We start from the raw sequence: 22432 nt of genomic DNA, 5'->3' as shown, positions 1-22432 counted from the left end.
ATTATTATCCCGGACAGCAGTGCGCCTGCGCGGGGACGACGGCGCCTCGTTACTTGGCTGGCGTCGCCAGCAGCATTTCGTTGAGGCGCTTCACGAAGGCCGCCGGATCCGTCAGGCTGCCGCCTTCGGCCAGCATGGCCTGGTCGAACAGGATGTGGGCCCAGTCGCCGAAGCGCGGGCCGGCGGCGTCCTCGTACTTCAGGCGCGTCACCAGCGGGTGGTTCGGGTTGATCTCGAGGATGGGCTTCGATTCCGGCGCATCCTGGCCCGCCGCCTTCAGCATGCGCACCAGGTTGGCCGACAGCTCGTGCTCGTCCGCCACCAGGCAGGCCGGCGAGTCGGTCAGGCGGAACGTGACGCGCACGTCCTTGGCCTTGTCCGCCAGCGCACCCTTCATCTTCTCGACCAGGTCCTTGTACTGGGTCTCGGTCTCTTCGTGTTCCTTCTTCTCGGCCTCGTCTTCCAGCTTGCCCAGGTCCAGGCCGCCCTTGGCGACGGAGACCAGTTCCTTGCCGTCGAACTCGGTCAGGAAGGACAGCATCCACTCGTCGACACGGTCGGACAGCAGCAGCACTTCGACGCCCTTCTTGCGGAAGATCTCCAGGTGCGGGCTGTTCTTCGTGGCGTTGTAGCTGTCGGCGGTGACGTAGTAGATCTTGTCCTGGCCTTCCTTCATGCGGCCCACGTAGTCATCGAACGAGACGGTCTGCTCGGCCGAGTCGTTGTGGGTCGAGGCGAAGCGCAGCAGCTTGGCGATGCGGTCCTTGTTGGTCGCGTCCTCGCCGATGCCTTCCTTGAGCACCTGGCCGAATTCCTTCCAGAAGGTGGCGTACTTGTCCTTGCCTTCCTGCTCCTCGCTGTTGGCCAGCTCTTCCAGCATGCCCAGCACGCGCTTGGTCGAGCCTTCGCGGATCACGCGCACGTCGCGCGACTCCTGCAGGATCTCGCGCGAGACGTTCAGCGGCAGGTCGTTCGAATCGATCACGCCCTTCACGAAGCGCAGGTAGACCGGCATCAGCTGCTCGGCGTCGTCCATGATGAACACGCGTTTCACGTACAGCTTGATGCCGCCGCGCTTGTTGCGGTCCCACAGGTCGAACGGGGCGTGGCTCGGCACGTACAGCAGCTGCGTGTATTCGCTGCGGCCCTCGACGCGGTTGTGCGTGTGGGTCAGCGGCGGCTGGAAGTCGTGCGAGACGTGCTTGTAGAACTCGTCGTACTGCTCCTTGGTGATGTCGGACTTCGAGCGGGCCCACAGCGCGGACGCCTGGTTGACCGTCTCGAATTCGTCCTTGACGACGTTTTCCTTCTTCTCGTCATCCCACTCTTCCTTCTTCATCACGATGGGCAGGGAGATGTGGTCCGAGTACTTGCGGATGATCGACTTGAGCTTCCACGACGACAGCAGCTCTTCCTCGCCGTCGCGCAGGTGCAGGATGATGTCGGTGCCGCGGCTGGGCTTGTCGATCTGCTCGATCGTGTAGTCGCCTTCGCCGGTCGATTCCCAGCGCACGCCCTGCGCGGCGTCGGCGCCCGCGCGGCGGGTCTCGACGGTGACGCGGTTGGCCACGATGAAGGCCGAGTAGAAGCCCACGCCGAACTGGCCGATCAGCGCGGCGTCGGCCTGCTGGTCGCCCGAGAGCTTGCTGAAGAATTCCTTGGTGCCCGACTTGGCGATCGTGCCCAGGTGCGACACGGCTTCGTCGCGGCTCATGCCGATGCCGTTGTCGGAAATGGTGATGGTCTTCGCTTCCTTGTCGAACAGGATCGCGATCTTCAGCTCATGGTCGTTGCCGTACAGGGCATCGTTGTTGATCGCCTCGAAGCGCAGCTTGTCGGCGGCGTCGGAAGCGTTCGAGACCAGCTCGCGCAGGAAAATCTCCTTGTTCGAATACAAGGAGTGAATCATCAGTTGCAGCAGTTGTTTTACTTCTGCCTGGAAGCCAAGGGTTTCTTTTTCGGCAACAGCCATCTTGTATCCTCGTTGAAAAGCAATTGGTTGGACGGACCGGGCCAATATTGGGATACAGAAAAGAATTTCAAGAGCCTTTTTGATAAGAAATAGTGCCGCGCCCTACCCGATCGGCATGCGGCGCCCGCACGCGGCCGCTCTTTTTGCTCGACATTGCCGCCAGCCCGGCATACCGTATCGCCGCAGCCGAAATTTTTTTGCATCCGATGTCGAGATCCGGAAGTGCCGTTCGTCGTACCAATGGCAACACCCACAACAACCCGGAACAAGGAGATCCATCATGCAGCAGGCACGCCCCATCCCCGAAGGTTTTCACACCGTCACCCCGCACCTCGTGTGCGAAGGCGCCGCCGAGGCGCTCGCTTTCTATGCCAAGGCCTTCGGCGCCGTCGAGATCGGCCGCATGGAAGGGCCTGGCGGCAAGATCATGCATGCGGAAATGCGCATCGGCGACTCGCGCATCATGCTGGCCGACGCCTTCCCCGACTACGGCAGCCGCGGCCCGAAGGCGCTGGGCGGCTCGGCCGTCGCGATCCACTTGTACGTACCCGATGCGGATGCCGCCTGGGAGCAGGCGATCGGCGCCGGCGCCACGCCCGTCATGCCGCTCGACGACGCGTTCTGGGGCGACCGCTACGGCCAGGTCGCCGACCCGTTCGGCCACCGCTGGTCGATCGCCACCCATCAGCGCGACCTGAGCCTGGAACAGATCCAGGAAGCCATGAAGACCATGATGCCGGCCGCCGGCGCGGGAGAACAGCCATGAAATTCATCGTCTTCGCCAAGGCCAGCGCGGCCTCCGAAGCGGGCGTCATGCCCAGCGAACAGCTGATTGCGGACATGGGCCGCTTCAACGAGGAACTTGCCATGGCGGGCGTGCTGCTGGCCGCCGACGGCATGCATCCCAGTTCGAAAGGCGCGCGCATCCTCTACGACGGCGACAAGCGCACCGTCGTCGACGGCCCGTTCACGGAAACCAGGGAGCTGGTGGCCGGCTACTGGATCATCGAAGTCGGCTCGCTGCAGGAGGCGATCGAGTGGATGAAGAAGGCGCCGTCGCCGCAAGAGGGCACCGTCGGCGAAGTCGAGATCCGCCAGATCTTCGGCGAGGAAGACTTCGGCGAAGCCATGACCCGGCAACTGCGCGAACAGGAAGACCGCGTGCGCGCCCACTTGGCCGCGCGCTGAAGGAGGGACCGATGCAATTCATGATCATCCGCAAGGCCGATGCCGCCAGCGAGGCCGGTGCCCATCCTTCCGCCGCGCTGATCGGGGAGATGGAGGCCTATTTCAAGCAGCTTGCCGACGCCGGCGCGCTCGTCATGGTCCAGGGGCTGGAACGCAGCAGCCGCGCGGTGCGCCTGCGCCTGGGCCCCGGCGGCGATCTCCTCGCCAAGGGCCCCTTCCCCGTCGCCGAGCTGGCGGCCGGCTTCCTCGTCATCGAAGCGGCATCGAAAGACGCCGCCGTCGCGTGGGCCAGGCAGTGGCCGGCCGCCGATGCCGGGCCGGACAGCGAGCTCGTGCTGGAAGTGCGCGAAACCGGCTGCGTGGGCGGTTGCGTGCAGGTGCCGCCGCCGGCCGACGCGGGCGCCGGGCGCAGCTACTTCATCCTGCTGCGCGCCGACGCCGACACCGAACGCGACTTCATCCCCGAACAGGCCCGGCTCGATGCGCTGGATGCCTTCAACGCGCGCGAGGCCGCGGCCGGCACCCTGCTCACGGGCGACGGCCTGATGGCCAGCGCGCGCGGGGCGCGGGTCCGCATCGGCGCCGGCGGCTCCACCGTCGTCGACGGCCCTTTCGCCGAAGCCAAGGAACTCATCGCCGGCTTCTGGATGATACGCGCCGGTTCGCTGGACGAAGCGGTCGCCTGGGCCCGCACCGTGCCCTATCCGACCGGTCCCCAGGTCGTGGTCGAGATCCGCGCGGCGCACGGCAGCGAGGAAGCCGGCATGGACGCGGCGCTGTCCGCCGCCGATGCGCGCGCGGACGCCAACCTGCGCGTCGGCCTGCTCGACGAGGCCTTGCGCAACGAGCTGGCCCCGCGCCTGGCCTGACGCGGCCGTGGGCGGAGCCGACATCGGCCGGACCGTCGAGGCGGTCTGGCGCATGGAGGCGGCGCGCATCGTCGGCGCGCTGGCGCGCATGGTGCGCGACGTCGGCCTGGCCGAGGAGCTGGCCCAGGATGCCATGCTGCAGGCGCTGGAATCCTGGCCCGCCGGGGGCGTGCCCGAGCGCCCCGGCGCCTGGCTGATGCAGGTGGCGAAGCACCGCGCGCTGGACCACCTGCGCCACCAGGCCCTGCATGCCGGCAAGGAGGGCCAGCTGTCGTGGGAGTTCGACGAACTGCTGCGCGACGGCCAGCGCCAGCCGGACGAGCTGGCCGAGCTCGCGGAGCTGGGCGAGCTGGCCCGCCCCGGCACGGGCGACGACGTGCTGCGCCTCGTGTTCGTGGCCTGCCACCCGGTGCTCTCTCCCGAGGCGCGCGCGGCGCTGGCCCTCAAGCTGATCGGGGGCCTGTCCACCGCCGAGATCGCGCGCGCCTTCCTGGTGCCGGAGGCCACCGTGGCCCAGCGCATCGTGCGCGCCAAGCGCACGCTGGCCGAGGCGAAGGTGCCGTTCGAGGTGCCGCGCGGCGCGGAACTGACACCGCGCCTGGCCTCGGTCCTGCAGGTGATCTACCTGATCTTCAACGAAGGCTATGCGGCGAGCGCCGGCAGCGACTGGCTGCGCCCCGGCCTGTGCCGCGAAGCGTTGCGCCTGGGCCGCGTGCTGGCCGGCCTGATGCCGCGCGAAGGCGAGGTCCTCGGCTTGCTGGCGCTGATGGAGATCCAGTCCTCGCGCGAGCGCGCGCGGCTCGGCCCGGACGGCGAACCGGTGCTGCTGCCGGACCAGGACCGCAGCCGCTGGGACCGGCTCGCGATCGGGCGCGGCCTGGCGGCGCTGGACGGGGCCGCCCGTCTGGGCGCCTATGGCCCGTACGCGCTGCAGGCCGCCATCGCCGCCTGCCACGCGCGCGCCCTGCGGGCCGACGACACCGACTGGGTGCGCATCGCCGCCCTCTACGATGCGCTGGCCCAGCTGCAACCTTCGCCCGTGGTGGAGCTCAACCGCGCGGTGGCGCTGGGCATGGTCTACGGCCCGGCCGAAGCCCTGCCCCTCGTCGACGCCCTGTGCGCGGAACCGGCGCTGCGCCACTACCACCTGCTGCCCAGCGTGCGCGGCGACCTGCTGGCCAGGCTGGGACGCCATGCCGAGGCGCGGGCCGAGTTCGAACGCGCCGCGGCGCTGACGGGGAACGAACGCGAGCGCACGCTGCTGCTGGCGCGCAGCCGCGCCTGCCACCTCCCCTGAAAAGCGGCGGAAAACCGCACACCGTTCCGGCTTTCCGCACTATCATATGATGCGGATTTTTTTGATGCATCGCAACAAATGAATCGAATCAGCAACTTGCGTTTGCTGGGCGCTCTGGCACGGAAGCTGCTAATTCGGGAATAACGATAACCCACCCGGAGACACCGCATGAAACGCTTCCCGAAAGTCCTGTCCATCGCCGTCGCCCTGGCCGCCGCCGGCGCCGGCACCACCGCCAACGCCCAGGAAGTCGTCCGCCTCGGCAACCTGAAATTCGCCCATTACGGCGCCGTCTCGTACATCAAGGAAATCGCGCCGAAGTGCGGCATCAAGGTCGAGGAGCACGTGTTCGCCAAGGGCCCGGACGTCATGCAGGCCATCCTGGCCGGCGAGCTGGACGTCGGCGCCACCGCCTCCGAGGCCGCGATCCAGGGCCGCGCCAACGGCGCCCCGATCTACGTCGTGGCCGGCTTCGCCAAGGGCGGCGCGCGCCTGGTCGCGCGTCCGGACGCGAACATCAAGTCGGTCAAGGACCTGAAGGGCAAGAAGGTCGGCGTGACCCGCGGCGGCATCCACGAGGTGCTGCTGGCCGCCGAGCTGAGCAAGGCCGGCCTGACCTGGTCCGAGCAGCCGGGCAAGGACGTGCAGCTGGTGCTGCTGGCCTTCGCCGACCTGAACCAGGCGCTGCTGGGCAAGAACCTGGACGCGATCATGCAGTCGGAACCGCAATCCTCGCAGGCCATCAACAAGGGCTATGGCGTCGAGGTGATCAAGCCCTACGACACCCCGATCGGCGAGCCGGTGCGCACCATGGTCATGAGCGAGAAGTTCTATAAAGAGAAGCGCGCCACCGCCGCCAAGTTCATGAACTGCTTCGTGCAGGCGACCAAGACCTTCATCGACAACCAGGCCGTGGCCGAGAAGTACGTGCGCGAATCCGTCTTCAAGAACCAGATCACGGCGGACGACTTCAAGGATGCGATCAGCAATTCGCCGTACACCTACGACGTCACCGCCCAGCACATCCAGATCACGACGGACGTCATGAACAAGACCGGCATCGGCAAGATGCGCAAGCCGCCGGTGGCCACCGAGTGGGTCAAGACCGACCTGCTGGACGAGGCCAAGAAGTCGCTGAACATCAAGTAAGGAACGGCACCCATGGCTATTCGTAACTGGCGCCAGGCCGCCGTCGGCGCCGTCGTCCCGGTCGTCGTGATCGCGCTGTGGCAGCTGGCGTCCCAGCTGGGCTGGATCAATCCGCAGATCCTGCCCTCGCCCTGGGACGTCACCAAGAAATGGGTCGAGTACGCGCTGCCGCTCGCGCCCTACGATCCCGCGCAGCAGTCCTGGCTGGGCTGGGCGTTTTCCGGCGAGCTGATCCACGACACGATGGGCAGCATGTACCGCGTGCTGGTGGGCTTCGCCGTCGGCGCCGGCCTGGCGCTGCCGATCGGCCTGTTCATGGGCGCCAGCAAGCGCGCCTACGACTGGCTCAACCCGCTGATGCAGGTGCTGCGCCCGATCCCGCCGATCGCCTACATCCCGCTGTCGATCCTGTGGTTCGGCCTGGGCAACGCGCCGGCGATCTTCCTGATCGCGCTGGGCGCCTTCTTCCCCGTGCTGATGAACACCATCGCCGGCGTGCGCCAGGTCGACGGCATCTACATCCGCGCGGCGCGCAACCTGGGCGTGTCGCAGCGCGCCATGTTCGTGCGTGTGATGCTGCCGGCGGCCGTGCCCTACATCCTGTCGGGCGTGCGCNCGCAACCTGGGCGTGTCGCAGCGCGCCATGTTCGTGCGTGTGATGCTGCCGGCGGCCGTGCCCTACATCCTGTCGGGCGTGCGCATCGGCATCGGCACCGCCTTCATCGTCGTCATCGTGTCCGAGATGATCGCCGTGAACAACGGCCTCGGTTTCCGCATCCTGGAAGCGCGCGAGTACTTCTGGTCGGACAAGATCATCGCCGGCATGATCAGCATCGGCATCCTGGGCCTGTTGATCGACATCGGCATGAACCGCCTGAACAACCACTTGCTGCGCTGGCACCGCGGCCTGGAGAACTGATATGAGCGTCCACATCGACGTACAGGGCGTGAACAAGGTGTTCGCGACCTCCGAGCGCGAAGTCGTCGCGCTCAAGGACATCGACCTGCAGATCCCGCACGGCCAGTTCGTCTGCCTGCTGGGTCCTTCCGGCTGCGGCAAGTCGACGCTGCTCAACGCCATCGCCGGCTTCTCGCTGCCGACGTCGGGCACGCTGACGGCGGACAGCAAGGCCATCACGGGCCCCGGCCCGGACCGCGGCATGGTGTTCCAGGAATACGCGCTGTTTCCCTGGATGACGGTCGAGAAGAACATCGCGTTCGGCCTGGAGATCAAGGGGCAGTCGAAGGCGCAGATCGCGGCGACCGTGGACAAGCTGCTGGAGATGCTGTCGCTGTCCGACTTCCGCAGCCGCTATCCGAAGGACCTGTCCGGCGGCATGCGCCAGCGCGTGGCCATCGCCCGCGTGCTGGCGCTGGACTCGCCCATCATGCTGATGGACGAGCCGTTCGGCGCGCTGGACGCCCTCACCCGCCGCAACCTGCAGGACGAGCTGCTGCGTATCTGGGCGGAGCTGAAGAAGACCATCATCTTCGTCACCCACAGCATCGAGGAGGCGATCTACCTGGCCGACCGCATCGTCGTCATGACCTACCGCCCCGGCACGGTCAAGCGCGACATCCTGGTCGACCTGCCGCGCCTGCGCGACCCGTCGGCGCCCGAGTTCAATGCCTTGAAGCGCGAACTGGGCATGCTGGTGATGGAAGAGCAGCAGCGGCACCACGATGCGGAAATGAAGCTGGCGGCGGTGGACTGAACCGCCATATTCACCCGTCGCCCCTGCGCAGGCAGGGGTCCAATTCTGCATGCTTCACCGCCATGCGCGCAGAGCTTGGGTCCCTGCCTTCGCAGGGACGACGCCGGTTCAGTTTTCGTATTCCTCCATTCCGCGCCACAGTACAATCCCGCATGCGCGCCAAACAGCCTCTCCTCCTGCTCCTGTGCCTGATGGCCTGCGCCGCCGTCATCGCCGGCGCCTTCCACCTCGGCAGCCGCCGCGCCCACGCCGACGTGATGGAACAGGGCAGCCGCCAGCTGCAGCTGATGGCGCCCGACCTGCAGTCGCTGCTGGAACGCTTCGAGACGCTGCCCTTCGTGCTCGGCCAGCAGCACGAGGTCGCGGACGCGCTGGCGCACGCGGACGACCCCGCGGTCGTCGCGCGCATGAACGCCTCGCTGCAGGCGATCCAGCGCCAGGCCAAGGTGGGCGCGCTGTACCTGATGGACCGCAAGGGCCTGACCATCGCCGCCAGCAACTGGGACCAGCCGCTCGGCTTCGTCGGCAAGAATTTCTCCTACCGCCCCTATTTCAGCGAAGCGCTGGCCGGCCGCGCGGGCCGGTTCTACGGCATCGGCACCAATACCGGCGAAGCCGGCTACTTCATCGCCCAGCCGGTGTACCGCCACGGCAGCGCCGGCGGTCCCATCGACGGCGTCATCGTCGTCAAGATCACGCTAGACGAATTCGAAAGCACCTGGGCCAGCAGCGAGGACCCGATCGTGCTGGCCGACCGCAGCGGCGTCATCTTCCGCACCAACCGCCCGGCCTGGCGCTACCACAGCCTGCATCCGCTGCCCGCCGCCACCCGCGCCGAGCTGGCGCGCACGCAGCAGTACATGGGACAGGCCATCGCGCCGCTGGCCGAGCCCACGGGCCCCTATGTCACCCGCGCCGTCGGCCGGCTGGGCTGGCAGCTGATGCTGTTCCCGGGGCGCGAACGGGCGCTGCGCGCCGGCATCCAGTGGGCCGCCGGCGCCGCCCTGCTGCTCGCCTGCGCGGGCGTGAGCGGCTGGGCGCTGCACCAGCGCCGCCGCCGGCTGCAGGAACGCACGGAATCGCGCGCCGCCCTGCAGCGCGCGGCGCGCGACCTGGAGCGGCGCATCCAGGAGCGCACCGAGGAACTGTCGGAAACCAACCGCCACCTGGCGCAGAAGTACGCCAAGCTGCAGGAGGCGGAGCGGCTGCTGCGCAGCACCCGCGACGAATTCGTCCAGGCCGGCAAGCTGGCGATGCTGGGCCAGATGGCGGCCGGCATGACGCACGAGCTGAACCAGCCGCTGGCGGCGATCCGCGCCTTCGCCGACAATGCCCGCACCTTCCTGGCGCGCGGCATGCCGGAACAGGCGGACGGCAACCTGGGCCACATCAGCGACGCCAGCGCGCGCATGGGCGCCATCATCGCGCAATTGAAGGGCTTCGCGCGCAAGGACGAGGCGATCGCCAGCGTCGACCTGGCGCGCTCCGTGCAGGCGTCGGCCTTCCTGCTGGAGAGCGAATTCAAGCGCCGCGGCGCGCGGCTCGACATCGATACGGGAGCCGCGCCCCTGCACGTGACGGGCAACGCCGTGCGCATCGAACAGGTGCTGATCAACCTGCTGCGCAACGCGCTCGATGCCGTCGACGGCGCGGCCGAGAAGCGCGTGTGGGTGGCGATGGCGCAAGAGGACGGCGCGGCCGTCGTTCGCATCCGCGACAGCGGCCCGGGCATCAGCGAACAGGTCGCCGCCCACCTGTTCGAACCCTTCTTCACCACGAAACCGTCCGGCCAGGGGCTGGGACTGGGCCTCGCGATCTCGTCCTCGATCGTGCAGGCGATGAACGGCCGGCTAGGCGCCCACAACCCGGAAGGCGGCGGCGCGCAGTTCGAACTGCGCCTGCCGCTGCAGGCGCTATCGAACCACAACGACAACGCGAACAACGAGGAGCACACCCCATGAGCACCCAGCAGGCGATCCTGGTGGAAGACGAGGCCGCGCTGCGCCTGGCCACCGCCCAGACCCTGGAACTCGAGGGCTTCGCCGTGCGCGCCTGCGCCAGCGCCGAGGAAGCGCTGGACCTGCTGCGCGCCGACTATCCCGGCGTCGTCGTCACCGACGTGCGCCTGCCCGGCCTCTCCGGCCTGGAACTGCTGGCGCAGGTGAAGGCGCTCGACGCCGAACTGCCCGTCATCGTCGTCACCGGCCACGGCGACGTGGCGATGGCCGTCGATGCGATGCGCAGCGGCGCCTACGACTTCATCGAAAAACCGTTCTCGTCCGAGCGCCTGGCCGACGCCGTGCGCCGCGCCCAGGAGCGGCGGCGCCTGGTGCTGGAAAACCGCGAGCTGCGCGCGGCGCGCGTGCTGCATCCGGACACGCCCGACCTGGTGGGCCAGTCCCCCGCCATCGAGCACCTGAAGACCGTCGTGCGCAACGTCGCGCCGACGGGCGTCGACATCCTCGTCAACGGCCAGACGGGCACCGGCAAGGAAGTGGTGGCGCGCCTGATCCACGCGGCCAGCGGCCGCAAGGGCAACTTCGTCGCCATCAATTGCGGGGCCCTGCCCGAATCCGTGTTCGAGAGCGAGATCTTCGGCCACGAGGCGGGCGCCTTCACGGGCGCGCAGAAGCGGCGCATCGGCAAGCTGGAATACGCGAACGGCGGCACCGTGTTCCTCGACGAGATCGAGAGCATGCCCCTGAACCTGCAGGTCAAGCTGCTGCGCGTGCTGCAGGAGCGGCGCCTGGAGCGCCTGGGCGCCAACGAGGCCGTGCAGCTGGATTGCCGCGTCATCGCCGCCAGCAAGGCCGACCTCCTGCAGCTGGCCAGCGAGGGGCGCTTTCGCGAAGACCTCGTGTACCGCCTGAACGTCGTCACCATCGACCTGCCGCGCCTGCGCGAGCGGCGCGAGGACATTCCCCTGCTGCTGGCCCACTTCGTGAAGGACGCGGCGCTGCGCTACCAGCGTCCGCTGCCCGCCTGGACGGCGCAGCAGATGGCGAGCTGGCAGGCGGCCGACTGGCCGGGCAACGTGCGCGAGCTGCGCAACTTCGCCGAGCGCCTCGTGCTGGGGCTGGGGCCTACCTTGGCCGCCGCATCTGTCGCACCTGCCGTCGCACCAGCCGTCGCACCATCGGCCGCGTCGTCCCCGGACGCGGGCGCGTCCCTGCCCCAGCAGGTCGACGCCTTCGAGCGCGACCTGGTGCTGCGCGCGCTGGCGGCGGCCGATCACAACGTCGCGCTGGCGGCGGACAACCTGTCGATTCCGCGCAAGACGCTGTACGACAAGATGAAGAAATACCAGATCGGCACGGGCCGCAGGTAGCGCGCTCAGGCGACCCGTTCCTTCCTTGCGACGAGCACGACGGTATGGCCGTTGCGCAGCTGCGGTTTCTCCCTGGCCACCCGCGCGGCCAGGGCGTCGCGCACGCCGGGCAGGCGCGCTATCCGCCCGATGCCCTGGAAATACGCGCCCACCTCCACGCCGATCCCGCGGTACAGCTGTGCCAGCTCGGAGGTATCGCTCGGGTCAAACGATAGTATGCTTGCCGAACCATTTCAGGAGATCCGACCCATGCCATTGCCCGACCTCGCCGATATCGAAGACGCCGCCCGCCTGGTGTACGCCGCCATGCCGCCCACGCCGCAATACGGCTGGCCGCTGCTGGACGACGCGCTGGGCACGAGAACCTGGATCAAGCACGAGAACCACGCGCCGACGGGCGCCTTCAAGGTGCGCGGTGGCCTGGTCTACATGGACCGCCTGCTGCGGCGCGCACCGGGCCTGCGCGGCGTGATCGCCGCCACGCGCGGCAACCACGGCCAGTCGGTCGCCTTTGCCGCGCGCCGCCACGGCGTCCACGCGACGATCGTCGTCCCGCACGGGAACAGCAGCGAAAAGAATGCGGCGATGCGCGCCCTCGACGCCGAGCTGATCGAGCATGGGAGCGAATTCCAGGAAAGCCGGGAGCACGCGCTGGCGCTGGCCGCGCGCGACGGCCTGCACATGGTGCCGTCCTGCCACCCCGACCTGGTGGCGGGCGTGGCGACGGGATGGATGGAGTTCTTCCGCGCCTGCCCGGACCTGGACCTGGCGCTGGTGCCCATCGGCCAGGGCTCGGGCTTCTGCGGCGCCGCGGCGGCCCGCGCGGCGCTCGGCCTGTCGGTGCGCCTGGTCGGCGTCGTGTCGACGCAGGCGCCCGCTTACCAGCTGTCGTTCCGCGCGCGCCAGGCCATGCCGGCGCCGGTGACGACGGCGGTGGCGGACGGCCTGGCCTGCCGCGTGCCGGATCCGGATTCGCTCGCCGTCGTGCTGGAGCAGGCCGACGACGTACTGGCCGTGAGCGACGCGGAAGTCGCCGACGCGATGCGCGTGCTGTACCGCTGCACGCACAACCTGGCCGAAGGCGCCGGCGCGGCGGCCCTGGCCGCGGCGCTGGGGCTGCGGGCGCAGGGCCGCCTGGGCGGCAGGAAGGTCGGCCTGCCGCTCACGGGCGGCAACGTCGACGCCTCCCTGTTCGCACCGATCCTGGCGGGAGGCTGAACGACGGCCGTGGTCAGTTGTTGACTTCGCGCGTGTCGGCCACGTAGACGCGCACCGGGGCCACGTTCACGCCGGCGGGAGCGATGGCGTCCAGCTTGACGACCTGGGTCTGCGGATAGGTGTCGAAGTGGAAGGTGAAGTTCTGGTCGCCGGAGGCGAAGGTCACGGTCTCGCCGTTCTTCACGTTGACCCAGCGCGTGTTCGGCTTGATCACGATGGTGCGGTCGGCGGTCTTGACGGCCGCGGTGCTGCCGTAATACGAGGCGTCGTGGGCGACATCGGCGGCCTGGGCGCTGCCTGCGAACAGGGCGGCGGCGGCGGTCAGGGACAGGAACAGCGAAGCGGTAGTGGTTTTCATGATATGTCCTTTCTTGTGAGAGAAGGATTCGCGGGCTTGCGATGCCGTGAACCCATGGACACAGTGTAGGCCTGGTCCTCCCCCGCAGCCATGCCCGCCGCGCTCGACGATTTGTCCGATCGTCTCGACCTGCGACGCTCGCACTGGGCGAGTAGTGCAATGAGCCGCGCAAGCAGCGAATCGAGCCGCCGCGGCATGGCCGCGCGTCGATCCGCTCACTAGACTGGCCGCTCCACAACTCAAGGATGCACCATGTCAGTCTACGAACAATCCCTCCGTACCCTGGGCCGCGCCGACAAGCTCGGCACCCACCTGATCCGCCTGTCGATCGCCATCGTCTTCATCTGGATCGGCCTGCTCAAGTTCGTGCCCTACGAAGCGGACAGCATCACGCCGATGGTCGCGCAAAGCCCGTTCATGTCCTTCTTCTACAAGCATCCCGACCAGTACAAGGAACACTTCACGCACGAGGGCGAACTGAAGCCCGAGCAGCGCGCCTGGCAGACGGCCAACAATACCTACGGCTATTCGAACGGCCTGGGCACCGTCGAACTGGTCATCGCCGGCCTGCTGCTGCTCAATCCCGTCTCGCGCAAGGCCGGGCTGGCGGGCGGCGTGCTCGCCTTCTTCACACCGTTCGTGACGCTGTCCTTCCTCGTCACCACGCCGGAAGCATGGGTGCCCGCGCTGGGCGACGCCCAGCACGGCTTTCCCTACCTCTCGGGCATGGGACGCCTGATCCTGAAGGACACGATGATGTCGGCGGGCGCCGTGGTGGCGATCGCGGATTCGGCGCGCGCCCTGCTGCGCGAGCGCGGCGCGGCATAGGCCGGACACCGGCATCGGTCCGGCACCCGCATGGACGGTGCGCCGGCCGCATCCCGTGGGGTGCGGCCGGCGTTTTCCTTTGATGGAATGGGACAGCGGAACGATGGAGCGCAGTCTCAGGCCTGCGGTGTGCGCCGGTAAGCGCCGGGGCCGACGCCGAAATGCTTCTTGAAGGCGCGCGCGAATGCGGCGTCGGACTGGTAGCCGGCCGCCAGCGCGACGGCGGCGATCGAGCGCCCGCCGCGCGCCAGCCAGCGCGCGGCATTGGCCATGCGGATCTGCAGCAGCATCAGGGCCGCGCTGGTGCCGCTGGCCTGGTGGAACAGGCGCACGAAGGTGGCGCGCGACATGTGGCAGGCGCGCGCCATGTCTTCCAGCGTCCACTGGCGCGCCGGCTCGGCGAACATGCCCAGCAGGGCCGGCTGCAGGCGGCGCTCGGCGAGCGCGCCGAGCATGCCTTGCAGCGCGTGCGTCTCGTCGGTCCAGGCGCGGATCAGGAGGCCGAACAGCACGGACGACAGCTGCGACACCAGCACCGCGCCCCCGGGACGCATGGTCCCGGTCTCGCGGCGCAGCATCGCGATGAGCGCGCGCAGGTCGCAGAATTCCGCCTTGTCGGCGCTGCGCACCAGCAGCATCTCCGGCAGCGCGGCCAGCAACGCCTGTCCGGCCGCGTCGTCGAACACGAAGCGACCGCACAGGATGTCGCAGGAGGCGCCGTCGCCGCCATTGGCTTTCACGCGCACGGGAAGGCCGGCGTTGGGCACGTCGCGCGGCGCCGGCGCGGCCGGTTCCGCTCCCGCGCCCGTCCCGGCGCGCAGGCGGTGCGCGCTCCCGCGCGGGAAGACGACGATGTCGCCCGCGTGCAGCAGGACGGAAGGATGGCCCGCCATGTCGAGGCGCGCCTCGCCGGCGACGACCACGTGGTAGGTGGCGACGCCGGCGGCTTCGCGCTGGTGCTCGAGTTCCCAGGGGGCGTTGAGGTGGCAGCGCACGTCCAGGCTGCCGCTGGGCGCGTACAGCGCCAGGAAATGGCTCAGCGCGTCCATCGGTGGCGATGGACGCGCGTGTCGAAGAAAGGCAGGGGTGCCCGTCCGCTCATCCGCGGTTCTCCGGCGACTCCGCGACGTACACGCGCACCGGCTTGATGCTCACGCCGGCCGGGGCGAGGGTCGCCAGGTCGACGACCTGCGTGGTCGGATACGTCTGGAAGTGGAAGGTGAAGCGCTGGCCGTCGGCGACGAAGGTGACGGTCTCGCCATTGGTGACGTTGACCCAGCGGGTGTCGGCCTTGATCTCGATCTTGCGCTGGGCCGTGTGGTCCGGCGCGGCGACGCCGTACCAGGCGGCGTCATGCTGGTCGGCGGCCTGGACGGCGCCGGCGAACAGGGTGGAAGCGAGGACCAGGCCGGTCAGGGAAAAGGAGCGCAGTGTGTTCATGATATCTCTCTTGTGGTGGTTGGACGGGATCCGTGCGCCGCTGCTCGTCAGTGGCGTTGCGGTAGAGATAGTGTATGAAGGCAAGACTTTGGCGGCCATGCCTGCCTGGCTCAATAAACTGCCGCGCCGTCTCATTCGCGCGCCGCGGCGTCGTACAATACCGGCTCTTTTCAAGCAACCTGGGGAACCCATGTCCGTCTACGACAAACTCAAAGAACTGAACATCACCCTGGCCGCGCCGGCGACCCCGGCCGCCGCCTACGTCATGTACGTGCAGACCGGCAACCTGGTCTTCATCTCCGGCCACATCGCCAAGAACGCCGACGGTTCGCCCACGGTGGGCATCCTGGGCAAGGACAAGACCACGGCCGACGGCCAGGCCGCGGCGCGCTCCGTCGCGATCGACCTGATCGGCACGCTGCAGGAAGCCTGCGGCGGCGACCTGAACCGCGTCAAGCGCATCGTCAAGGTGATGAGCCTGGTCGCCTCGACCCCGGAATACAACGAACAGCACCTGGTCACCAACGGCGCCTCGGAACTGATCGGCGAAGTGTTCGGCGAGGCCGGCAAGCACGCCCGCTCCGCCTTCGGCGTTGCGTCGCTGCCGCGCGGCACCTGCGTGGAAATCGAATTGATCGCGGAAATCGCTTAAGCTTCACGCAGTACCCGACGGGGCCTGCCCACCAGGCGGGCTCTATTATTAAAAGCGGCCTACCCGGCGTGCTTTATAATGGCCGACGCACCAACGCCGTCCTTCCTGTGAGACCAGTATGAAAATCGAAAATCCCAATCCCATCCAGTGGCAGTTTTCGGAACGCGCGCAGCAGCTGCAAAGCTCGGCGATCCGCGAGATCCTGAAAATCACCCAGCGTCCGGAAATCATTTCCTTCGCCGGCGGCCTGCCCTCGCCCGCCACCTTCCCGGTCGACGTCATGAAGGCGGCCTATGACAAGGTGCTGACCGAGACCGGCAAGCAGGCCCTGCAATACGGCCCGACCGACGGCTACGCCCCGCTGCGCGAGTGGATTGCGAATTCCCTGTCCACGGAAGGCACGAAGATCCTGCCGGAACAGATCCTGATGGTGTCCGGCTCGCAGCAGGCGCTGGACCTGCTGGGCAAGGTGCTGGTCGACGAAGGCAGCCCGGTGCTGGTCGAGACCCCGAGCTACCTGGGCGCGCTGCAGGCGTTCTCCGTCTACCGTCCGGAATTCCGCTCGGTCGAGACCGACGACGACGGCCTGGTGCCGTCTTCGATCGCCGGCCTGGCCGACGGCGCCCGCCTGCTGTACTCGCTGCCCAACTTCCAGAACCCGACCGGCCGCTCGCTGTCGCTGGCGCGCCGCCAGGAACTGGTCGAGACCTGCGCCCGCCTGGGCCTGCCGCTGATCGAGGACGACCCGTACGGCGCCCTGTCGTACAAGGGCGAGCCGATGCCGCGCATGGTGTCGATGAACCCGGACGGCGTCATCTACATGGGCTCGTTCTCGAAGGTGCTGACCCCGGGCATTCGCCTGGGCTACGTCTGCGCCCCGCTGCCGCTGGTGCGCCGCCTTGAGCTGGCCAAGCAGGCGGCCGACCTGCACACCGCCCAGCTGACCCAGATGGTCGTGCACGAAGTCGTCAAGGACGGTTTCCTGGACCGCCACATCCCGACCATCCGCACCCTGTACGCCAACCAGTGCCAGGTGATGCTGGACGCGCTCGACGAGCACTTCCCGGACAGCGTGACCTGGACCCGTCCGGAAGGCGGCATGTTCATCTGGGTCAAGCTGCCCAAGCAGCTCGACGCCACCAAGCTGCTCGAACAGGCGCTGGCCGCGCGCGTCGCCTTCGTGCCGGGCGCGCCGTTCTACGCCAACGAGCCGGCCTCCAACACGCTGCGCCTGTCCTTCGTGACCGTGCCGCCGGAACGCATCCGCGAAGGCATCGCGACCCTGGGCCAGATCATCAAGTCGCAGCTGTAATCGCCTGGCCAGCCACGCAACATCCCCGCGCGCGGGCCGCCCGGCCCGCGCCGCCCTCCCCGCCGGCAATGTAACTACCGGTTTCGACATTTGTTCAAATCAGTGAACAATTGTCGGTTGTACAAAAGTCACAAAGTTTTCCAATCGTCAAACGATTAATTGCGCAATCTTAAGATGCGGGGTGTATGATTTCGCACGCTCCCTCATCCCTGCAGCCCTGACAAGGCACAGTATGACCAATCTCGCCATCGCCCCCCTGGCCGACCTGCGCAAGCCTGCCATCCTCATCGTCGACGACGCGCCCGACAACCTGGGGTTACTGCGCACGATGATGCTGCGCCAGGGTTACCAGACCTTCGTGGCCACGTCCGGCGACCGCGCGCTCGACATCGCCCAGCGCATCAAGCCCGACCTGGTGCTGCTGGACGTCGTCATGCCCGGCATCGACGGGCTGGAGACTTGCCGCCGCCTGAAGGCCAATCCGGCCACGGCGCGCATTCCGGTGATCTTCATGAGCGCGCGCGGCGAGACCGAGGACATCGTGGCCGGCTTCGACATCGGCGCGGCCGACTACATTCCCAAGCCCCTGCGCATGGAGGAAGTGTGCGCGCGCGTGCGCGCCCAGCTGCGCCTGCGCAGCAGCAGCGAGACCCAGACCGCCCAGGCCGACCGCCTGCGCATGATCGTCAACAGCATGGACCAGGGCCTGCTGATCCTGGAGCGCTGCGGCCGCGTGCAGTATGCCAACCCGGCTTGCGACCGCTACCTGGGCTACACGCCGGAAGACCTGGTGGGCCGCTCGCTGGCCGACCTGCTGGCCGACGCGCCCGACGTGGGGAATTGCGCCTCGCTGGAGGCGATGGGCGGCAGCGGCACGCGCGAAGTGCAGATCCGCCACCGCGACGGCGGCCTGCGCGCGATGGACCTGACCATGACGCCGATGCATGCGGCCGACGGGCTGTTCGTCGCCCTGCTGCACGACATCTCGCACCACAAGCAGTCGGAAGACGCGCTGCAGCGCGCCGCCATGGTCGACCCGCTGACCAAGATCGCCAACCGGCGCCACTTCGACGCCTTCCTGGAAAAGGAATGGCAGCGCGCGATCCGCAGCAGCCAGCCGCTGTCGCTCGTCGTGCTCGACGTCGACCACTTCAAGCTGTACAACGACACGCTCGGCCACGCGACGGGCGACGTCTGCCTGCAGAAGGTCGCGCAGGCGCTGCAGGAACACGCGCTGCGTCCGACCGACCTGGCGGCGCGCTACGGCGGCGAGGAATTCGTGCTGCTGTTCGCCGACACCCCGCTCGAGGGCGCCACGCTGCTCGCCGAGAAGATCCGCGCCGCGGTGGAAGCGCTGGAGGTGCCGAACCCGCGCTCCCAGACCTCGCCGTGGCTGACCGTCTCGGTCGGCGTGGCGACCATCGTGCCGACCCAGCTGGACCAGATCGAGCACCTGTTCGTGTGCGCCGACCGGGCCATGTACGCGGCCAAGGCCGCGGGCCGCAACCGGGTCGAGACGGCGATCGCCGGCGCCGCCTGGGATGCGGTGAAGGACGCGGCGCTGTACTGAAACCCGTCGCGGCAGGTAGCAGGGGGCCGCGGGGGGGCCGCGGCCATGTCCGCCCTGCCCGTTTGCCGTTATACTGGCCACGACGCTGCGCCGTTTAGTAAACACATTGCGACGGCCGCGCAACGCGGGCAATCGGACCGTGGGGCGCTTCAGCATAATAAAAACTACCGATTCTCGTATTGCGGATTCATGCCAAGCGTTTGCTCCAACCTGCCAGCCGCCACGCCGCGCGTCACCGGCGCCTACCTGCTCCCCCTGCTCGAAACCGCGGCCGAACGCGGCATCGATGCGGCGGCCCTCGGCGCCGCCGCCGGCCTGGCGCCGGACACGCTGCCGGCGCTGCCCCTCGCCGATCCCGGCTCCTTGCCCGAGTCGCTGGCGGCGCACGAATACATCGCGCTGCTGGACGCCGGCGCGCGCCTGGGCAACGATCCGCACTTCGGCCTGCACGTGGGCGAACGCGTGCGCCCCGGCACCTACAGCGTGCACGGCGTCGTGCTGATGGCCTGCCAGCACCTGGGCCAGGCCTTCGAGCTGACGCAGCGCTACGAACAGCTGGCGCACGACCTGGGCCGCTCGCAACTGGCGCTGGACGGGGACACCGCCCGCTACACCTGGCTGACGGCCTACCCGAACGCAAGCCGGCACCTCGTGGAAAGCGTGTTCGCCGGCATCCGCATCTTCGGCTGCTGGCTGGCCGGCCGTCCGCTGGCGCCGCGCGAAGTCCGCTTCGCCCACGACAGCGATGCCGACCCGGCCGAGTACGAGCGCGTGCTGGGCGTGGCGCCGCGCTTCGGCGCCGGCGCCAACACGGCGGCCTTCGAGGCGGCCATCCTCGCCATTCCCGTGCCGAACGCCGACCCCGGCCTGTTCCCCGTCCTGCGCGAGCACGCCGAGCGCCTGCTGCGCGAACGCGCCCGCCACGGCGTCGTCGGCGAGGTGCACGAGGCCGTGCTGCGCCGCCTGAGTCCCGACCTGGCGCGCGCGCTGGCGCCCGAACCGGTGCGGCTGGCGAACGTCGCGGCCGACATGGGCACGTCGGCGCGCACGCTGCAGCGCAAGCTGGCCGACGCCGGCGCCAGCTTCCAGCAGGTGCTGGACGGCGTGCGCCACGCGCTGGCGCTGGACTACCTGCGCCAGGACGGGCTGTCGCTGGTCGACATCGCCTTCCTGCTGGGCTACCAGGAGCAGAGCGCGTTCACGCATGCGTTCAGGGAGTGGTCGGGCGGCGTGAATCCGGGGGCGTGGCGGGAGCGGCAGCGGATGAATCGCTGCTGAAAAACCGTCGCCCCCGCGCAGGCGGGGGCCCAATCTTGCGGGCGTTACTACTGCGCGACCTTGGGTCCCGGCCTGCGCCGGGACGACGGTGCAGGCAGGAAGACGGCGTCAGCGCACGCGCCGCGCCAGTAAGCCCAGGTCGTCCAGCGCCGGCACGATCGCCAGCACGCACAGGAACAATGCCAGCGGCACCGTCGCCAGGTAACCCACGTGCGCGAAGCCGATGGCGCCGCCCACGCCGCCGGCGAAGAAGCACAGCAGGAGCAGCGCCAGCAGGCGCAGGCGGGCGTGGTCGGCCGCGACCTTCGGCCGCAGCGCGTCGCGGTTCCAGTAGGCCAGCTTGCCCAGCTCGATGCCCAGGTCGGTGACGATGCCCGTCATGTGGGTGGTGCGGATCTCGGCCTGCGACAGCTTGGTCACCAGCGCGTTCTGCAGCCCCATCATGAAGCACAGCAGCATCACCGTGGCCGGCACGAAGAGGCCGTCGATGGCGGCCAGGCGCGCGCCCAGCATGCCGAACACCAGCAGCAGCGCGGCCTCGAGCAGCAGCGGCAGCGCGTATTCGCTGGCCAGCGCATGGCGGCGCGCGTGGTTGACCATGACCGCCGTGCAGGCCGCGCCCAGCAGGAAGCACAGCAAGGCGCCCAGCGCATCCAGGGCCAGGCCGCCGGCGCCCAACGCCAGCCGGTCCGCGGCCGCCGACACGATGCCCGTCATGTGCGAGGTGTACTGGCGCACCGCCAGGAAGCCGCCGGCGTTGATGGCGCCGGCCACGAAGGCCAGCGCGCAGCCGAGGTGGCGGTTGGCGCGCGGGCTGCGCGCATGGCTGGTCAGGGCACGGATGTAGGCGATCGGCATGAAGGCGCTCGGGATGGATTCCCGCGAAGTGTTCCCACCGTCAATACTACGGCAAGCGGAAAAGACTGGCGAGCCGGGCCGCCGAGCAATGATGCGCGGGAGCCGCGCGGCGTGGCTATAATGGATCTTCACCCAAGAACAATGTTTCCATCACGCCGTGAATCCACATCTCGACAGACTGCATCCCTACCCGTTCGAAAAACTGCGCCAACTGTTCGCCGGCGTCACGCCGCATCCCGGCCATGCGCCCATCAGCCTCGGCATCGGCGAACCCAAGCATCCGACGCCCGCGTTCATCCAGAAGGCGCTGACGCACGGTATCGCGGGCCTGGCCAACTATCCGAGCACGCATGGCGGCGAGCCACTCCGTGCCGCGATCGCCGGCTGGCTGGAGCGCCGCTACGGCGTGCCGCCGATCGATCCGGCCACGATGGTGCTGCCGGTGAACGGCTCGCGCGAGGCGCTGTTCGCCATCGCCCAGTGCGTGGTCGATGGGAGCAAGCCGGGCGCGCTGGTGATGTGCCCGAACCCGTTCTACCAGATCTACGAAGGCGCGGCCTACCTGGCCGGCGCCGAGCCGTATTTCGTGAACTCGGAGCCGGCGCGCAACTTCGCCCCCGACTACGGCAGCGTGCCGGACGAGGTGTGGGCGCGCGTGCAGCTCCTGTACCTGTGCTCGCCGGGCAACCCGACCGGCGCCGTGCTGTCGCTGGACGACTGGCGCACGCTGTTCGAGCTGGCCGACCGCCACGGCTTCGTCATCGCCTCCGACGAGTGCTATTCCGAGATCTATTTCGGCGCCACGCCGCCGCTGGGCGCGCTGGAAGCGGCGCACCAGCTCGGCCGCAGCGGGGGCGAGCGCCCGTATGCGAACCTGATCGTGTTCTCGAGCCTGTCCAAGCGCTCGAACGTGCCGGGCATGCGCTCGGGCTTCGTCGCCGGCGACCCGGAACTGATGAAGAAATTCCTGTTGTACCGCACCTATTCCGGCGGCGCCATGCCGCCGCCCGTGCAGGCGGCGTCCATCGCGGCGTGGGGCGACGAGACCCACGTGCAGGACAACCGCAATCTGTACAAGGAAAAATTCAACCTGATCACCCCGCTGCTCAAGCAGGTGATGGACGTGGAACTGCCCGACGCCGGTTTCTACCTGTGGGCCGACGTGCGCAGGAGCGGCCTGTCGGACACGGAGTTCGCACGCCGCCTGTACGCCGAATATAATGTCACGGTTTTGCCCGGCAGTTACCTGGCGCGCGACGCGCACGGTATCAATCCTGGCAGCAACCGCATCCGCATGGCGCTCGTCGCCGAGGTGGACGAGGGACTGGAAGCGGCGAACCGCATCGTCCAGTTCTGCAAAGGCCTCAAGGCATCCTGAACAGATTCACATACGTAGAGTA

At 68.5% G+C, this 22432-nt stretch carries 21 protein-coding genes and 1 pseudogene; 16 read left to right on the top strand and 6 right to left on the bottom strand.

Going from position 1 to position 22432, the window contains the following annotated elements; genetic code table 11:
• Positions 1 to 49 precede the first annotated feature (49 nt).
• On the bottom strand, positions 50 to 1972 hold the full coding sequence (gene htpG, locus QPK32_RS15840; RefSeq protein WP_290413753.1) for a molecular chaperone HtpG: 1923 nt from the start codon (positions 1970 to 1972) through the stop codon (positions 50 to 52).
• 280 nt (positions 1973 to 2252) lie between these two features.
• Here htpG and QPK32_RS15835 point away from each other — a divergent pair, with 280 nt between their 5' ends.
• The 9 genes and pseudogenes from QPK32_RS15835 to QPK32_RS15795 all read left to right on the top strand — a co-directional run bounded on the left by QPK32_RS15835 (position 2253) and on the right by QPK32_RS15795 (position 11518).
• Positions 2253 to 2738, top strand: coding sequence for a VOC family protein (locus QPK32_RS15835; protein WP_290413752.1), 486 nt, complete (start codon positions 2253 to 2255; stop codon positions 2736 to 2738).
• A complete protein-coding gene (locus tag QPK32_RS15830; protein ID WP_290413751.1) occupies positions 2735 to 3160 on the top strand; it encodes a YciI family protein in 426 nt (141 codons plus the stop codon). Before QPK32_RS15835 ends, QPK32_RS15830 begins: the two co-directional genes overlap by 4 nt.
• A gap of 11 nt (positions 3161 to 3171) precedes the next feature.
• Positions 3172 to 4029 (top strand): YciI family protein, encoded by an 858-nt coding sequence (locus QPK32_RS15825; RefSeq protein ID WP_290413750.1) that lies wholly within the window; start codon positions 3172 to 3174, stop codon positions 4027 to 4029.
• Between the two features lie 7 nt (positions 4030 to 4036).
• A complete protein-coding gene (locus QPK32_RS15820; RefSeq protein ID WP_374046755.1) occupies positions 4037 to 5326 on the top strand; it encodes an RNA polymerase sigma factor in 1290 nt (429 codons plus the stop codon).
• A 168-nt stretch (positions 5327 to 5494) separates the two neighbouring features.
• A complete protein-coding gene (locus QPK32_RS15815; RefSeq protein ID WP_290413749.1) occupies positions 5495 to 6475 on the top strand; it encodes an ABC transporter substrate-binding protein in 981 nt (326 codons plus the stop codon).
• Positions 6476 to 6487: 12 nt separating this feature from the next.
• A pseudogene (locus QPK32_RS15810) lies at positions 6488 to 7394 on the top strand (ABC transporter permease).
• 1 nt (position 7395) lies between these two features.
• The gene (locus QPK32_RS15805) at positions 7396 to 8190 is read left to right on the top strand and encodes an ABC transporter ATP-binding protein (RefSeq protein ID WP_290413748.1); all 795 of its coding nucleotides are present in this window, start codon (positions 7396 to 7398) and stop codon (positions 8188 to 8190) included.
• A 152-nt stretch (positions 8191 to 8342) separates the two neighbouring features.
• Entirely contained in the window at positions 8343 to 10151 is a 1809-nt protein-coding gene (locus QPK32_RS15800) for an ATP-binding protein (protein WP_290413747.1), read from the top strand.
• Positions 10148 to 11518: a sigma-54 dependent transcriptional regulator gene (locus QPK32_RS15795; RefSeq protein ID WP_290413746.1), complete on the top strand. Its 1371-nt coding sequence runs from the start codon at positions 10148 to 10150 to the stop codon at positions 11516 to 11518. The genes QPK32_RS15800 and QPK32_RS15795 overlap by 4 nt, the downstream gene beginning before the upstream one ends.
• 5 nt (positions 11519 to 11523) lie before the next feature.
• Here QPK32_RS15795 and QPK32_RS15790 read toward each other — a convergent pair whose 3' ends face one another.
• Positions 11524 to 11670 (bottom strand): hypothetical protein, encoded by a 147-nt coding sequence (locus QPK32_RS15790; RefSeq protein ID WP_290413745.1) that lies wholly within the window; start codon positions 11668 to 11670, stop codon positions 11524 to 11526.
• A gap of 97 nt (positions 11671 to 11767) precedes the next feature.
• Between QPK32_RS15790 and QPK32_RS15785 the strand changes: the two genes are divergently transcribed.
• Complete coding sequence (locus QPK32_RS15785) at positions 11768 to 12736, top strand: threonine dehydratase (protein ID WP_290413744.1); 969 nt, start codon at positions 11768 to 11770, stop codon at positions 12734 to 12736.
• A 13-nt stretch (positions 12737 to 12749) separates the two neighbouring features.
• On the opposite strand, the gene QPK32_RS15780 is transcribed toward QPK32_RS15785, so the two are convergent.
• Positions 12750 to 13094 (bottom strand): CzcE family metal-binding protein, encoded by a 345-nt coding sequence (locus QPK32_RS15780; RefSeq protein ID WP_290413743.1) that lies wholly within the window; start codon positions 13092 to 13094, stop codon positions 12750 to 12752.
• Between the two features lie 252 nt (positions 13095 to 13346).
• Here QPK32_RS15780 and rclC point away from each other — a divergent pair, with 252 nt between their 5' ends.
• Entirely contained in the window at positions 13347 to 13922 is a 576-nt protein-coding gene (rclC, locus tag QPK32_RS15775) for a reactive chlorine resistance membrane protein RclC (RefSeq protein WP_290413742.1), read from the top strand.
• Between the two features lie 116 nt (positions 13923 to 14038).
• Here the strand turns inward: rclC and QPK32_RS15770 are convergent, their stop codons facing one another.
• Together QPK32_RS15770 and QPK32_RS15765 are read right to left on the bottom strand one after the other, a co-directional pair.
• Positions 14039 to 14971: an AraC family transcriptional regulator gene (locus QPK32_RS15770; RefSeq protein ID WP_290413741.1), complete on the bottom strand. Its 933-nt coding sequence runs from the start codon at positions 14969 to 14971 to the stop codon at positions 14039 to 14041.
• Between the two features lie 49 nt (positions 14972 to 15020).
• A complete protein-coding gene (locus QPK32_RS15765) occupies positions 15021 to 15362 on the bottom strand; it encodes a CzcE family metal-binding protein (protein ID WP_290413740.1) in 342 nt (113 codons plus the stop codon).
• 190 nt (positions 15363 to 15552) lie between these two features.
• On the opposite strand from QPK32_RS15765, the gene QPK32_RS15760 reads away from it, so the two are divergent.
• The 4 genes from QPK32_RS15760 (at position 15553) to QPK32_RS15745 (ending at position 20174) form a co-directional block, all read left to right on the top strand.
• Positions 15553 to 16014 (top strand): RidA family protein, encoded by a 462-nt coding sequence (locus tag QPK32_RS15760; RefSeq protein ID WP_290413739.1) that lies wholly within the window; start codon positions 15553 to 15555, stop codon positions 16012 to 16014.
• 118 nt (positions 16015 to 16132) lie between these two features.
• Positions 16133 to 17326, top strand: coding sequence for a PLP-dependent aminotransferase family protein (locus tag QPK32_RS15755; protein WP_290413738.1), 1194 nt, complete (start codon positions 16133 to 16135; stop codon positions 17324 to 17326).
• Positions 17327 to 17558: 232 nt separating this feature from the next.
• On the top strand, positions 17559 to 18896 hold the full coding sequence (locus tag QPK32_RS15750) for a diguanylate cyclase (protein ID WP_290413737.1): 1338 nt from the start codon (positions 17559 to 17561) through the stop codon (positions 18894 to 18896).
• 189 nt (positions 18897 to 19085) lie between these two features.
• Entirely contained in the window at positions 19086 to 20174 is a 1089-nt protein-coding gene (locus tag QPK32_RS15745) for an AraC family transcriptional regulator (RefSeq protein ID WP_290413736.1), read from the top strand.
• Positions 20175 to 20282: 108 nt separating this feature from the next.
• Here QPK32_RS15745 and QPK32_RS15740 read toward each other — a convergent pair whose 3' ends face one another.
• Entirely contained in the window at positions 20283 to 21032 is a 750-nt protein-coding gene (locus tag QPK32_RS15740) for a YoaK family protein (protein WP_290413735.1), read from the bottom strand.
• A gap of 157 nt (positions 21033 to 21189) precedes the next feature.
• Between QPK32_RS15740 and dapC the strand changes: the two genes are divergently transcribed.
• Positions 21190 to 22410, top strand: a complete 1221-nt coding sequence (gene dapC, locus QPK32_RS15735) for a succinyldiaminopimelate transaminase (protein WP_290413734.1) — start codon at positions 21190 to 21192, stop codon at positions 22408 to 22410.
• Positions 22411 to 22432 lie beyond the last annotated feature (22 nt).

It is taken from the genome of Massilia sp. YIM B02763, assembly GCF_030412015.1.
Lineage (GTDB): Bacteria > Pseudomonadota > Gammaproteobacteria > Burkholderiales > Burkholderiaceae_D > Telluria.
Note: the sequence above shows the minus strand (reverse complement) of the source record. Positions and strands in the feature narration are given on the sequence as shown.